The following is a 12,702-nucleotide window of genomic DNA, read 5'->3' as shown; positions in this document are numbered from 1 at the left end:
AGGACGTGCGGGCTGACCCGTTCGGGTGGGATGCCCGCATCGATGGCCAGTCCCTTTAGCATCTGGAACAGGCGAACGCGGCTCAAATGCGCCTTGCCTGACGGAAACAGCCAGCGCGAACCCTGCGGACGAACCGCCGTCCATGCCGCCACCGCCAAGCGCGCGCGGTCCGAAACCGGCACCATCCGCTCACGCCCGCCCTTGCCCTTCAGGATCGTGAAGGGCCGATCGGTGGCGATTGCGCTCAGGTCGAGCGAGACCAGTTCGGTCGCGCGCAGTCCCGATCCATAGAGCAGTTCAACCAATGCCATCAGCCGCAGGTCGGTCGGCGGAATTGCGGCAAACAGCGCTGCCACCGCCGCATGATCGAGTGTCCGGGGCAGCCGCCGCCCCCCACCCACGCGCGGCAATGCGTGCGACGGATCGTCGGCGCGGACGCCCTCCTCCTGTAAAAATCCGAAAAAACGCCGCAGTGCCGCTGTTTTGCGCGCCACACTCGACCGCGCAAGGGGTTCCCACTCCGCCGACAGCCGTTGCAACGCAATCGCGTCGGCAACCGCCAGCGTGCCGCCGAGGATCGCCGACGCCTGCGCCAGGTCCGACGCATAGGCCGACAATGTATTGAGCGCCGATCCTGCCTCCGCCGCCAGCATCGCGAGAAAGTCCGCGATCCGGCGGGCGTCGGTGGTCACGACCGGGTCAGCGCCTCCGCCGCGATCATCCGCGCCTCAGGCTCCAGCCCCACGGCTTTCAGACTGGCAATGATGCGGTAAAGCTGGGCTGGCGGGACCGCGCCCCAGCGGGAGGTCTGCATCCCTGCCGCGCACAACAGGGCAACCGTGCCCGGCTGCCGGTCGGCAACCGCCTTGTCCAGCGCGCGCGTCCACGAATTTTGCCGCCCGACGGGCACGCCATAATCCTGCGACAATTGCTCGACGTCGCCCGCAGGCAGGCGACCCAGCCCAGCCAGCGCGGCGAACAGGAACCGCGCGCGCGTCGTCCCACTGTCACCCGCTGCACTGCGAAATGCGTTCACTCCGCTGCCGTCAATCCGAAACGGCGCGCGTGGTGCCCCGACCGCCAGCAATCCCCAGCCAAGCGATCCCGAGCCGACCGACCCGCTCCACGCCGCCGCCTGGATATCGAACCCCGCCGACAGCATCGCCGCCAGGATCTCATCCGATTGCGCCGCGCCATCGGTAGGCGTCAGCATCGCCGCCGCCCTCGCACCAAGGATCAGGCGCGCATAATGCTGCAACGCCGATTGGCTGCCGTCGCCCCACAATGTCTTCAGCGCCGCCAGTCGGTCCGCCGGTTCCCCGACATAGGCATCGCGCAAGACTTGCGCGGTCGTCCCGCTCCGTTCGGAAGGGTCGGCATCGTCAAAGATCGCACCATACAGGTCGACTAGCGCCGCATTCGAAAACACCCCGAGCGTCGCTGCCCAGTCCGCCGACATCGCCCGCGCGCCCGGCGTCAGCAGCGGCGACCGGGCCTGCCACGCCCGGACCTGTGGACCGGCGGTGTTCAGCAAAGCCTCTGGGATCGTCACGCCGGTGGCTGTCGCCAATCCAAAGCGCCATGCCGTCAGCCGATCGACGCCATCCCACTGGATGGTGATCGCACGTCTGGTATTGCTGCCCACCCCCACGACTTTTTCGGCGAGCAGCGAATCAAACCGTCCCGCGCGCCGTGTGCCGCGCGCCTGGTCGACCAATGCGCTTGCCGTACCCGGTTCACCCGACAGCCCGGCGCACATCGCCCGTGCCAGCAGCCAGCTCGGCTCGCTGTTGGTTTGCGCGGCGGCGTCGGCAATGCTGCACAGCGCCGCGGGGTCGCCCGTCGCCAGCGCCGCCTGCATCGTCACCGTGTTCAGCCATAACGTGTAATTTACGGGATCGACCAGTTGGACCAGGCTGCGCGCGTTGTCGGCCTCACCCATCCGCACCAGCAGCCAGGCGCGCGCGGCGATCCAGTCGGCCCCGCCGATCCCCAGCGGCGTGTCGGTTTGCGACAACAACGCCCGGCGCAACAGGATCGACGCCCAACGCGACGCGACGGGTGCCTGCATCCGGCCCATCACGCTGGTCAGGAAGGCGCCATCGGCATTGCCGAACGCATCGTTGCCCAGCCCACCCGCTGCGGGCGTCATCAGCCCAACTCAGTCGATCGACCGCCGTGCTTCCTCTGGCAGTTCAACCGGCTCAACCGCAGCCATATCGTTGCCCAGACCATCACCTACAGCCTCGGCAACAACCGGCGCATCACCGTCGGGTGCAGGCGGGGTCAGCGCCGAATCGGGAACGGCATCGCGGGTTGCCTTGGACGGTCCGTCGGGCGCGGGCCGTGGCGGCGCGGGTGGCTCTGGTTGCCCGAACCCCGGTGGCAAAATCGATTCCGGCGACTTTTGCGCGATCGCCGGATACAGCGCCGCGACCGCCAGCGCTGTGGTCAGCGCGGCGGCGGAAAGGTCACTTCGCCAGCGCATCGGCGGGCACGATCTTTTCGACCTTGGTCAGCGGCTTGCTCGTGTCCTTGCGCGACAGGGCGACGACACCACCGATCAACACGATGACAACGACAATCCAGATCACGTTTCTCATGGCACTTGCACTCGCTTCGTTGGAAACCGCCAACGACAAACCGCCGTCGACAAACCGTCATGCCGCTCTTTGCCCGAACGACGCCGCCCCTGTATAGCCCCTGCCGACATGACCACATCGCTTCCCGATCTCCGCAAGATCATCGACTCCAGGCTTCCCATCGTTTTGATCGGCATGATGGGCGTCGGCAAATCGACCATTGGCCGCCGCCTCGCCAACCGCCTGAACCTGCCGTTCGTCGATGCCGATGCCGAGATCGAGGCCGCCGCCGGGCTGACCGTCGCCGAAATCTTCGAACGGTTCGGCGAAGCGCATTTCCGCGACGGGGAGCGCCGCGTGATCGCCCGCCTGATCGATGGCTCGCGCAAGGTTATCGCGACCGGTGGCGGCGCATTCATGCAGGGCGACACCCGTGCGCTGATCCTCGACCGCGCGACCACCGTCTGGCTCCAGGCCGATATCGAGACACTGGTCCAGCGCGTCGGGCGGCGTGGCGACCGCCCGCTGCTGCTGGACCGCGATCCCGAAACCGTGCTGCGCGACCTCGCTGTATCTCGTAATCCGGTATATGCGCTCGCGCCGGTTCATGTTTTCAGCCACCCGGCCCCGCATGAAGCGACTGTGGACGCTATTTTAAGGGAGTTGCGCGCTTGAGCATCGTCACCGTCGGCCTCGCCGCGCGCAGCTACGACATCGTTATCCAGAACGGCGCGATTGGCGACGCCGCCCGCCACCTGGCGCCCTGGCTGGGCAGGGGGCGGCTGATTATCGTCACCGATGAAAACGTCGCCGCCACCCATTTGCCCGCGCTGACCGCCGCCCTGCCCGGCGTGCGCGTCGACCCCGTCATCCTGCCCGCCGGGGAAGCGACCAAGTCCTGGGCGCAACTGGAACGCCTGTGCGACACGCTGCTGGCGCTGGAGGTCGAGCGGACCGAGGCGATCGTCGCGCTGGGCGGCGGTGTTATCGGCGACCTGACCGGATTTGCCGCCAGCATCGTCAAGCGCGGCTGCCCTGTCATCCAGATTCCGACGACATTGCTGTCACAGGTCGATTCCTCGGTTGGCGGCAAGACCGCAATCAACACGCGGGCGGGCAAGAACCTGATCGGGGCGTTCTACCAGCCCGATTTCGTCCTGATCGACCCGGCCACGCTCGACACGCTGCCGTTGCGCGAAGTTCGCGCCGGATATGCCGAAGTCGTCAAATACGGACTGATCGACAATCCCGAATTCTTCGCATGGTGCGATGCCAACGGCCCTCCCCTGCTGGCAGGCGACGCCGCCGCGCGCATCCACGCTATCGAGACCAGCGTCCGGGCAAAGGCCGCGATTGTCGGCGCGGATGAACGCGAAACCAGCGGCCGCCGCGCTCTGCTGAACCTCGGTCACACCTTCGGCCATGCGCTGGAGGCCGAGACCGGCTACAGCGACCGCCTGCTGCATGGTGAAGCGGTCGCAGCCGGAATGGCCATCGCCTTTCGCTTCTCCGCCGTGCGCGGCCTGTGTTCGGCCGACGACGCCGCCCGCGTGACCGAGCATCTGCAGCGCATGGGCCTGCCCACCGACGCGCGCTCGGCTGACGTCATGGCGTCGGGCGCGACCCTCGCCGCGCACATGGCGCATGATAAAAAGCGCGAGGGCGGCACCGTGCCGTTCCTACTGGCGCGTGGCATCGGCAGGGCGTTCCTCGACAAGTCGGTGACGCTGGCGGAAGTCGCCGCCTTCCTCGACGCCGACGCCGCTCTGGCGCGCGAACCCGCCTGATGCCCAACGGCGTCACCAAGCGCGACCTGCCCGAAAAGACCTGCCCGGCGTGCGGACGCCCCTTTGCCTGGCGCAAGAAATGGGCGCGTGACTGGGAAAATGTGGTTTACTGTTCGGACAAATGCCGGGCAGCGAAGGGGAAGTCCTAGTCGAAAGGTCAATGGTCCTGATTGGCATCCAGACTCATGCGGGAGGCGATAGCGCGTAAGCGTTTATTGCGCGTCCACAGGACCTGGCGCTTATCGAGCAGTTCAGAGAGCGCAGGATCGTCATGCCGGAAGTGGTCGATCCAGACCGAGCTATCGACCAGTATCACGAAGGATCCGGACGTCGACGTGGCGTCGCGACGATCCCGGGTTCAGTGCCGCCGAGACGGGCAAGACGAGACGCGCTCTCACGCTCGATCAGTGCCTTGAGCGCTTCACGAATAAGCGAAGACTTTTCGGCAAGACTGGTAAACGCCTGCGCCTTGGCAATAAGGTCATCGTCGAGAGCCACCGTCGCCGCATAATCAAACCTTTCCAATCGCGCACGATATGTAGCATCATTCGATGCCGGTTTTAGTGGTTAAAAATTCAGGTCACCAACTTTCACCGCCGCGCACCGCCCGCCGAAAGCGCCACCCAAATCCAGCCCGCAATCAACCCCAGCCCGCCAATCGGCGTAATCGCGCCAACAATTCGAGGTGCGCCAATCGCCAGACCATACAGACTGAACGCGAACACCGCCGCCCCGGCCAGCATCAGCCACGTCGCCCCGCGCGCACGGTTGGCCAACGCGACCGCTGCTACTGCGTGAACCATCTGATACAGCCCGCCGGTTTTCAACAACTCCCCGGCATCGCCGGTCGCGCCATGTGCTCCGAACGCGCCGGCACCGATGGCCACCGCCGCCGACAGCGCCGCCGCCACGATCAGCCAGTCACGCCTCATGCCTCGCGCCGGACGATGGCAGGTTCGCGGCTGAACAGGTCGTCACGGACGTGCATGTCGCCGGTCACGGTTTGCGCCTCCAGCCGGATATTGTCCTTTTCGCGATAGTCATGTTCGATGTCCTCGATGCGCCCGCCCTCGACACCCAGCGATTTTAGCGCCTCGACCCCCATGTAGATCGCCGATTCGTAAACTTCGCGAATGGCGATCGTCAGGTCGAGTGGTGCAAGCTTGATCATGTGTCCCCTGTCGAACGCCCGCACCAGCACCGCCGCTTGGGGAAAGGCACCGAGGATCGGCGACAGCTCTTTTGGACCCAGTTCGCGATCGTCGGTGCAGAACAGGATCAGCCGCGCCTGTTCGGCACCCGCGATCCGCAGCAGGTCGATGCGCCGGCCGTCACCATAATACACTTTCGCCCCGAATTCGGCGGTGCGTTCGATCTGCGACGGCTTCAGGTCGATCAGCGTCAACGAGATACCGTGCGACTGCAACATGTGCGCGACGGTCTGACCAAAGCGGCCGTAACCGATGACGATCGCGGTCGTGTCGGGCGCATCGGCCGGACCCTCGGGCTTTACGCCCTTGGTCGGAGCGTGTTCGAAACGGCGCGCTATCATCAGCAGGAACGGCGTCGTCGCCATGGACAGCGTGACGACCGCGCCAAAGATGCTCGCCGCGCGCGGTTCGATCAGCAGCGCCGCCTGCGCTTGCGCGAACAGGACAAAGCCGAACTCGCCACCCTGGCTCAGCAGCAGCCCCAGTCCAAAGGCGGGCCGCGTCGCCATGCCGAACAGGCGGCCGATGCCGAATATCAGCGCGGTCTTGGTCGCCACCAGCGCCAGCGCCATGCCGATCACCATCCCCGGATTGTCGAGCACAGCACCGATGTCGAGCACCATGCCGACCGCAATAAAGAATAGCCCCAGCAGGATGGCACGGAACGGTTCGATGTCCGCCTCGATCTCGTGGCGATAGGGCGAATCGGCCAGCATCACGCCCGCGACGAACGCGCCCAGCGCCGTCGACAAATGGAGCGTCTCCATCACCGCGGCACTGGCGAACACCGTGAACAGCCCGACGACAATGAACAATTCCTGTTCGCCGACGCGCCCGACCAGCCGCAGCACCGGCCCGATGACATAGCGCCCCGCCGCGACCAGCCCGGCGATAGCGCCGACGGTATAGACCGCCATCAGCCAGCCCGGCGGCACCGACGGATCGGCGGGCGCGCGCGACATCGCGGCAATGATCGTGATCAGTGGGACGATCGACAGGTCCTGGAACAGCAGGACCGAAAACGCGCGCTCGCCGAACGGGGTGTTGATGCGGCCCGACGCCTTCAGGCTCGGCAACACCTGTGCGGTCGACGACAGTGCCAGCGGCAGGCCCAGCGCCAGTGCGGCGCCCCATGACACGCTCGCCACCAGCCACACGATCCCGGCGACCGCCAGTCCACAGGCGACGACCTGGACCAGCCCCATGCCAAAGATGTCTCGCTTTAACCGCCACAGCCGGGCGGGGTTCAATTCCAGCCCGACCAGGAACAGCAACAGGGCGATCCCCAGTTCAGCGGCGTCGAGCTTGCTTTCCGCACCGCCGATGATGCCTAGGCCGTGCGGCCCGATGACGACTCCTGCGACCAGATACCCCAGCACCGCACCCAGCCCGAAACGCCGGAACAGCATCACGAACACGAACCCGGCGCCCAGCATGACGACGCCTTCGACCAGTGCGGTCTCGCTCAATGGCCGGCTCCTGCGGCAGCTTCGGCGGCCGCCTCGAACGGCAGGCGGATTGAGGCGTGGCGCGCTGGATACCCTTTGGCAGAGGCCAACTTGTCGAGTCCCGGCCAATCGCCGATGGTCTCCGCCGTCCCGGCCAGGAACGCCGCCAGCGTCGATCGCGCCTGCTCAATCTCGGCAGCGCTCAGTCCGACGATGTGCTTGGCCAGCAACGCTGCCGACGCCTGCCCCAGCGCACACGCCTGCACATCCTGCCCGAACGCGACCACGCGGCCCGTGTCGTCCAGCACCACGTCGACCGTGACCCGGCTGCCGCACACGACCGAACGCTTTTCGGACGTTGATCCGGGATTTTCCAGGCGCGGCCAGTGGCCAAGCGTTGTCGCCAGCCGCAGCACATCCATCGTGTAAAGTCCGCTCACTCCGCCCGCCGCCGTTCGACGAAGTCCACAAGGGCGGCGCTGCTTGCGCGTAGCAACGGATAAGTCCGCGACGTCGTCATCCACGCAGGTCGCGGTTGCGAAGCGCCGTGCAGGGTATCGAACACGAGCGACGCGAACAAAAACGCCAGCGTCGCGACGATGACCCCCTTCAGCGCACCGAAACCAAACCCCAACAAGCGGTCCACCGGCCCCAGCAGCGAGCGTCGCGAGGCCGACCCCAGCCGTCCGCCAACCATCCGCACCGCGATGAAGGTTGCGCCGAACACCAGCGCAAACGCCAGCACCGACGCGCCGGTATCGGTGCCGATCGGATCGACCAGCGCGGCGGCGACGGGCGCGTGGAGCATCTTGACCGCCAGGATCGCGAGCACCCATGCCGCCAGCGACATCGTCTCGCTGACGAACCCACGCAGGAACCCGAACACCGCCGCCGCCGCGACAATCAGCAATACCAGAACATCCAGCCCGGTCAGCCCCGTCATCAGAACGACTGGCTCAACCGGTGGAGCAGGTGCCGCGCCGGGCTGGTCGTGACGACCTCTTCGCCCAAGCCCGCGTCCAGCCGCTCGACCCGCCGGTACAGGTCGACGCTGGTCGCGATCAACGTGCGCGCCGTTTCGGGGAGCCGCATCAGCGCATCTGGTTCGCTTGCCACCGCAGGGCCCAGCCGCCGCGACGCATCGCGCAGCTGGTCATTCGACAATTCGCCCGCATCGACGGCCCGCTGGGTCAGCAGCCACGCAATAATGTGCATCAGCCGCGTCGTTACCTTCAGCGACTCGCACGAGAACAGCACCCGGTCGAACGGCTCCAGCGCCGCCACCTCGTGGCCCTGACCGTCGTCGCGATAGCTGGCGTCGAAATAGGCGCGCGCCTCGTCCGCCAGCAACATGGCATCGACATACAGACTATCGGTGAGGCGCCGCGCGAGCATGGTTCCCCCCTTGGCACTCAGCCCGTGCCAACGCTAGGCGATAATATCGGGGATCTGCATCGTTTCGAGCCGCATGATCTCGTCCTTCAGCCGCAGTTTACGCTTTTTCAGCCGCGCGGCCTGCAACTGATCGGGTGTGCCCTGCGCGCGGATCGCGTCCAGCGCAAAGTCGAGGTCGCGGTGCTCGATCCTGAAATTATGGAGGCGAACCGCCAGCTCGTTCGGTTCCATTGCGTGCCCCCGGTCATGACAGCGCCATCGTTAGACCGGAGCCGTGCCCCGTTCAATCGGCCCGTTAAATCGGTTCATCGCACCTGCCGAATCGGTCTGTCGATTCCCCCCAAGAAACAGGGAGACAATCGTTATGATCGGTGGTTCAATCGGCCCCTGCTTTGAAGGAGTTTGCCACATGCAATCGACGCACCTCTCAGCCCTGGAAGCCAAACACGCCGGGATCGAACGCCGCCTTGCCGACGAATCGCGCCGCCCGCTTCCCGACCCCACGTTGCTCAGCCTGTTGAAAAAACAAAAGCTGCGGCTGAAGGAAGCGTTGAGCGGGCGAACTTCGGGCTAAACCGCCGGAACTGCGCGGACGCGATAGCTATCCGCGCGGTTTCAGGCCCGGGCGACGTTCGTCGATCTGCGGTGCTGGGGTCACTGCCGCGACAGCATCAGGATTACCTTGATATCGCGCCATTTTCGGGTCGACCATGTCGTCGAACGCCACGCCTGCGCGCCCCGCTTCGACCCATGCAACCGTGCCCGTCACCGGGCCGATCCCGCGCAAGTCGGTGCGGACAGTCTGTCCCGGCGACAGAATCGCATTGCTGTCGACCATCATGCCACCGTTTGACAAATTGCGGACGCGCACGGTGATCGGGGTCGCCTGCCCCTCGACACGCAGGGTCGCGCTCAGGAACAGGCTGTCGCGTGCCTGACGTTCCACACTGCCGACCTCGCTGGAATTGGCATTGCTGCTTGCCCCGTCGCCGCCTTCATTGGCCTGGCCATTTTCGGCGTTGACCCGCCCCGTATCGGCTTGCGCATTCACGATTCGAAATTCCCGCGATCAAGGTTTGTTTCCGTCATCGGGGCTACGCCCCAAAGCTGGCCAAACCGTAAACACCACCTGAAAAGACCAGGCCACCTGCCCCAAAATGGGTCGAAGCTATTCGTCGCGCGACACCTTCTCCTGGCGCTCATGCTTCTCTTGCGCTTCCAGTGTCATCGTCGCGATCGGGCGTGCCTCCAGCCGCTTCAGCGAAATCGGCTCGCCGGTCACATCGCAATATCCGTATTCACCATCCTCGATCCGGCGCAGCGCGGCGTCGATCTTTGCGATCAGCTTGCGCTGGCGGTCGCGCGTCCGCAGCTCGATCGACCAGTCGGTCTCGCTAGACGCACGGTCGGTGACGTCGGGTTCGCGTAAGGGTTCGTTCTGCAGGGTCGTCAGCGTGTCCTGCCCCTCACGCAGCAGCGAATCCTTCCACGCCACCAGTTTTTCGCGAAAGTAATTCAGCTGATTCTCGCCCATGAAGGGCTCGTCTGCCGACGGTCGATACTCGGCATCGCCAGCGCTTGTCGGTGTATCTGTTGCCACGGTCGCCACTCGAATTCTCCACCGCTGGCCCGGTTGCCGCAATCGTGCGTTCCCGGACACTCAATTGCTATTGGCGCGCCTATAGGGAGGCTGTCCGACCCGCGCAAGCGACTGGAGATCAACGCAAGTATCCAGCAAAACGACAAGAGGTCGGACAAAACAGCCCCTAAATGAAACATTAACCGGATTTCGCCGGACGGCCTGTCGCGAAAGGCACTGAATCTGGTAAAAAGCGCGTTAATTGGCTTGAACCATTCGCCAGACTCTGCACGGTGAAGTCACAGGATCGCAGGCGACAGTCCCGCCAATGCGACGCGAACACGGGATACGATGTCATGTCGGTGAAGATGGCCTTGGCGAAACTCTGCGCTTGCGCATGCGGCGGTGCGATCATCGGTGGCGGTGCCATGCACGTCACCGAACAGCCCCGCCCCCGCGTCCATCACGTCCGAAAGATCGTGAAGCACAAGCGCGTCGCGCCGGTTCGTGTGGCCCAGCGCCGCGTCGTGCGAAAGGTGCGCCGGACAATCCAGACCGCGTGCGCGACCGGGGGCGGCACGACCGTCACCACGATCGCCAGCCGGGCGCCCCTGCCCCCGATGATGGCGCGCGACGCCGCCTATGAACCGGGCCGCGGATTTGAAGGGGGCAGCGGCGGTGCCTTTATTCCTGTCGTCGGCGGTTCGGGCGGCGGCTTTTTCGGCGGCGGCTTCGGGGGTGGCTTTGGCGGCGGTTTCGGCGGCGGCGGCGGTGGCTCTGGCGGCGGCGGCGTCGTCGTGTCTCAGATCAACAATGTCGTATCGGTCTCGACCGGTGGTGGCTCAACCTCGACCAGCGGCGGCTCCACGTCGTCGGCTTCGGGCGGTTCGGGCGGCAGTTCGACGTCGAGCAGCACCGGCGGCCTGACGTCGACCTCGACCAGTTCGACCGGCGGGTCATCGACTTCCACCTCCAGCGGCAACGTCTCCTCAACCTCGTCGTCCAGCGGCAACGTCTCGACGTCGAGCGCATCGTCGACCTCGTCTTCGACCAGCAGCTCCACATCGTCGTCCTCGTCGGGAAACATCTCGACGTCGACCTCGACATCAAGCGGGGGCTGGGGACCACCCAACCCCGGCGATCCGCATCCGGTCCCCGCCCCGCCGATGGTCCTGATGTTCGGCCTCGGCGCAGCAGCCCTGGTGGTGCGTGCACGTTTCGTGAAGAAAACCGTCTGACAACATCGTCACCCCGGCGCAGGCCGGGGCCTATACGGCTGTCAGAAAGAAATGCACCCGACCCGACACCCGTATAGGCCCCGGCCTCCGCCGGGGTGACGGCATCCCCATCCATCTTGCCTCCGTCGCGCCTCCCCGCTAGCCGCGGTTCATGCACGACATTCGATTGATCCGCGAAAATCCCCAGGCTTTCGACGCCGGGCTGGCCCGTCGCGGGGCCGCTGGTGCCGCGACGATGATCCTGGAGGCCGATACGCTCAACCGGGCGGTCCTGAATGCCGCTCAAAAGGCGCAGGCCGACGGCAACGCGATCGCTAAGCAGATCGGCCAGGCAATCGCGCAGGGCGATCATGAAACGGCGAACCGCCTGAAGGCCGAGGCGCAGGCGCTGAAGAACGCCCCACCGGCCACCGAACAGGCCGAGAAACAATTGCACGACCTGCTCGCCACCCTCCCCAACCTGCCCGCGCCCGACGTCCCCGACGGCACCGACGAATCGGGCAATGTCGTCCAACGGACTCACGGCACCATCCCGACCTTCGATTTCACGGCCAGCGAACACGCCGATTTTGGTCCCGCGCTCGGCCTCGACTTCGAAACCGCGCAATCGGTATCGGGCGCGCGGTTTGCCTATCTGCGCGGGCCAATGGCCCGCCTGTCGCGCGCGCTCGGGGCTTTCATGCTCGACGTCCAGACCACCGAGTTCGGCTTCCAGGAAGTCAGCCCGCCGCTGCTCGTCCGCGACGAGGCGGCGTTCGGAACCGGACAGCTTCCAAAATTCGCCGACGATTTGTTCAGGACGACCGATGGTCGCTGGCTGATCCCTACCGCCGAAGTGTCGCTGACCAATCTCGTCCGCGACAGGATTCTGGCCGAAACCGAACTGCCCCTGCGCTTCACCGCGCTGACCCCCTGTTTCCGCATGGAAGCGGGCGCCGCCGGGCGCGACACGCGCGGGCTGATTCGCCAGCATCAGTTCGACAAGGTGGAGCTGGTGTCGATCACCACGCCTGACCAGTCCGAGGCCGAACACGAACGCATGACGCAGGCCGCCGAGACCATCCTCGACCGTCTGGCGCTGCCTTACCGCCGAATGCTGCTCTGCGCCGGCGACATGGGCTTCACCGCGCGCAAGACCTTTGACCTCGAAGTCTGGTTACCCGGCCAGCAACAGTATCGCGAGATCAGCAGCTGTTCGAACTGCGGCGATTTCCAGGCCCGCCGCATGAACGCGCGCTACCGGTCGGCGGGTGAAAAGGGCACGAAATTCGTCAACACGCTCAACGGCTCGGCCCTTGCGGTCGGCCGTGCGCTCGTCGCGGTGCTCGAAAACTACCAGCAGGCCGACGGCAGCGTGATCGTGCCCGAAGCCCTGCTGCCATATATGGGTGGCCTGGCGCGGCTGACGCCCGCCTGACCTATATGCCCGTCACCCCGGCGCAGGCCGGGGCCTATACAGCTG

The 12,702-nt window shown here is 65.6% G+C and carries 20 protein-coding genes; 6 read left to right on the top strand and 14 right to left on the bottom strand.

Annotated elements, in window-relative coordinates:
• The 4 genes from Q0R02_RS12035 to Q0R02_RS12020 form a co-directional block, all read right to left on the bottom strand.
• The coding region (locus tag Q0R02_RS12035; RefSeq protein ID WP_293883818.1) for a tyrosine-type recombinase/integrase at positions 1 to 653 on the bottom strand (653 nt) is incomplete at its 3' end.
• A 35-nt stretch (positions 654 to 688) separates the two neighbouring features.
• On the bottom strand, positions 689 to 2,152 hold the full coding sequence (locus tag Q0R02_RS12030) for a hypothetical protein (RefSeq protein ID WP_293883810.1): 1,464 nt from the start codon (positions 2,150 to 2,152) through the stop codon (positions 689 to 691).
• Positions 2,153 to 2,161: 9 nt separating this feature from the next.
• Positions 2,162 to 2,488, bottom strand: coding sequence for a hypothetical protein (locus tag Q0R02_RS12025; protein ID WP_293883808.1), 327 nt, complete (start codon positions 2,486 to 2,488; stop codon positions 2,162 to 2,164).
• A complete protein-coding gene (locus tag Q0R02_RS12020; protein ID WP_293883806.1) occupies positions 2,472 to 2,603 on the bottom strand; it encodes a hypothetical protein in 132 nt (43 codons plus the stop codon). Before Q0R02_RS12020 ends, Q0R02_RS12025 begins: the two co-directional genes overlap by 17 nt.
• Positions 2,604 to 2,711: 108 nt before the next feature.
• Here Q0R02_RS12020 and Q0R02_RS12015 point away from each other — a divergent pair, with 108 nt between their 5' ends.
• The 3 genes from Q0R02_RS12015 to Q0R02_RS12005 are packed head-to-tail and all read left to right on the top strand — an operon-like array spanning position 2,712 to position 4,518.
• Positions 2,712 to 3,257: a shikimate kinase gene (locus Q0R02_RS12015; protein ID WP_293883804.1), complete on the top strand. Its 546-nt coding sequence runs from the start codon at positions 2,712 to 2,714 to the stop codon at positions 3,255 to 3,257.
• Entirely contained in the window at positions 3,254 to 4,369 is a 1,116-nt protein-coding gene (gene aroB / locus Q0R02_RS12010; RefSeq protein ID WP_293883803.1) for a 3-dehydroquinate synthase, read from the top strand. Before Q0R02_RS12015 ends, aroB begins: the two co-directional genes overlap by 4 nt.
• Positions 4,369 to 4,518, top strand: coding sequence for a DUF2256 domain-containing protein (locus tag Q0R02_RS12005; protein ID WP_293883802.1), 150 nt, complete (start codon positions 4,369 to 4,371; stop codon positions 4,516 to 4,518). Before aroB ends, Q0R02_RS12005 begins: the two co-directional genes overlap by 1 nt.
• An 8-nt stretch (positions 4,519 to 4,526) precedes the next feature.
• Here Q0R02_RS12005 and Q0R02_RS12000 read toward each other — a convergent pair whose 3' ends face one another.
• The 8 genes from Q0R02_RS12000 to Q0R02_RS11965 form a co-directional block, all read right to left on the bottom strand.
• Positions 4,527 to 4,685: a hypothetical protein gene (locus Q0R02_RS12000; protein WP_293883801.1), complete on the bottom strand. Its 159-nt coding sequence runs from the start codon at positions 4,683 to 4,685 to the stop codon at positions 4,527 to 4,529.
• Positions 4,682 to 4,867 (bottom strand): type II toxin-antitoxin system VapB family antitoxin, encoded by a 186-nt coding sequence (locus Q0R02_RS11995; RefSeq protein WP_293883800.1) that lies wholly within the window; start codon positions 4,865 to 4,867, stop codon positions 4,682 to 4,684. The genes Q0R02_RS12000 and Q0R02_RS11995 overlap by 4 nt, the downstream gene beginning before the upstream one ends.
• Positions 4,868 to 4,959: 92 nt before the next feature.
• Positions 4,960 to 5,301 carry a DUF423 domain-containing protein gene (locus Q0R02_RS11990; protein WP_293883798.1) on the bottom strand — a complete coding sequence of 114 codons (342 nt, stop codon included), beginning with the start codon at positions 5,299 to 5,301 and terminating at the stop codon, positions 4,960 to 4,962.
• Complete coding sequence (locus tag Q0R02_RS11985; protein WP_293883816.1) at positions 5,298 to 7,016, bottom strand: cation:proton antiporter; 1,719 nt, start codon at positions 7,014 to 7,016, stop codon at positions 5,298 to 5,300. The genes Q0R02_RS11990 and Q0R02_RS11985 overlap by 4 nt, the downstream gene beginning before the upstream one ends.
• 29 nt (positions 7,017 to 7,045) lie before the next feature.
• Positions 7,046 to 7,450, bottom strand: a complete 405-nt coding sequence (locus Q0R02_RS11980) for an iron-sulfur cluster assembly scaffold protein (RefSeq protein WP_293883814.1) — start codon at positions 7,448 to 7,450, stop codon at positions 7,046 to 7,048.
• A gap of 14 nt (positions 7,451 to 7,464) precedes the next feature.
• Positions 7,465 to 7,971, bottom strand: a complete 507-nt coding sequence (locus Q0R02_RS11975) for a CvpA family protein (RefSeq protein WP_293883797.1) — start codon at positions 7,969 to 7,971, stop codon at positions 7,465 to 7,467.
• Positions 7,971 to 8,423, bottom strand: a complete 453-nt coding sequence (locus Q0R02_RS11970; protein ID WP_293883795.1) for a DUF1465 family protein — start codon at positions 8,421 to 8,423, stop codon at positions 7,971 to 7,973. Before Q0R02_RS11970 ends, Q0R02_RS11975 begins: the two co-directional genes overlap by 1 nt.
• A 33-nt stretch (positions 8,424 to 8,456) precedes the next feature.
• Complete coding sequence (locus tag Q0R02_RS11965; RefSeq protein ID WP_293883794.1) at positions 8,457 to 8,654, bottom strand: DUF465 domain-containing protein; 198 nt, start codon at positions 8,652 to 8,654, stop codon at positions 8,457 to 8,459.
• Positions 8,655 to 8,832: 178 nt separating this feature from the next.
• On the opposite strand from Q0R02_RS11965, the gene Q0R02_RS11960 reads away from it, so the two are divergent.
• Complete coding sequence (locus tag Q0R02_RS11960) at positions 8,833 to 8,997, top strand: DUF465 domain-containing protein (protein ID WP_293883793.1); 165 nt, start codon at positions 8,833 to 8,835, stop codon at positions 8,995 to 8,997.
• 27 nt (positions 8,998 to 9,024) lie between these two features.
• Here Q0R02_RS11960 and Q0R02_RS11955 read toward each other — a convergent pair whose 3' ends face one another.
• The gene (locus tag Q0R02_RS11955) at positions 9,025 to 9,474 is read right to left on the bottom strand and encodes a PilZ domain-containing protein (RefSeq protein ID WP_293883792.1); all 450 of its coding nucleotides are present in this window, start codon (positions 9,472 to 9,474) and stop codon (positions 9,025 to 9,027) included.
• Between the two features lie 117 nt (positions 9,475 to 9,591).
• Complete coding sequence (gene dksA / locus Q0R02_RS11950) at positions 9,592 to 9,957, bottom strand: RNA polymerase-binding protein DksA (RefSeq protein WP_293883812.1); 366 nt, start codon at positions 9,955 to 9,957, stop codon at positions 9,592 to 9,594.
• A 401-nt stretch (positions 9,958 to 10,358) separates the two neighbouring features.
• Between dksA and Q0R02_RS11945 the strand changes: the two genes are divergently transcribed.
• Positions 10,359 to 11,240, top strand: a complete 882-nt coding sequence (locus tag Q0R02_RS11945) for a PEP-CTERM sorting domain-containing protein (RefSeq protein WP_293883791.1) — start codon at positions 10,359 to 10,361, stop codon at positions 11,238 to 11,240.
• A 151-nt stretch (positions 11,241 to 11,391) separates the two neighbouring features.
• Positions 11,392 to 12,657: a serine--tRNA ligase gene (gene serS, locus Q0R02_RS11940; RefSeq protein ID WP_293883789.1), complete on the top strand. Its 1,266-nt coding sequence runs from the start codon at positions 11,392 to 11,394 to the stop codon at positions 12,655 to 12,657.
• Positions 12,658 to 12,702 lie beyond the last annotated feature (45 nt).

This window comes from Sphingomonas sp., from assembly GCF_025353885.1.
GTDB lineage: Bacteria > Pseudomonadota > Alphaproteobacteria > Sphingomonadales > Sphingomonadaceae > Sphingomonas_O.
The sequence above is the reverse complement of the archived record's forward strand: the minus strand, read 5'-3'. Positions and strand labels throughout refer to the sequence as shown.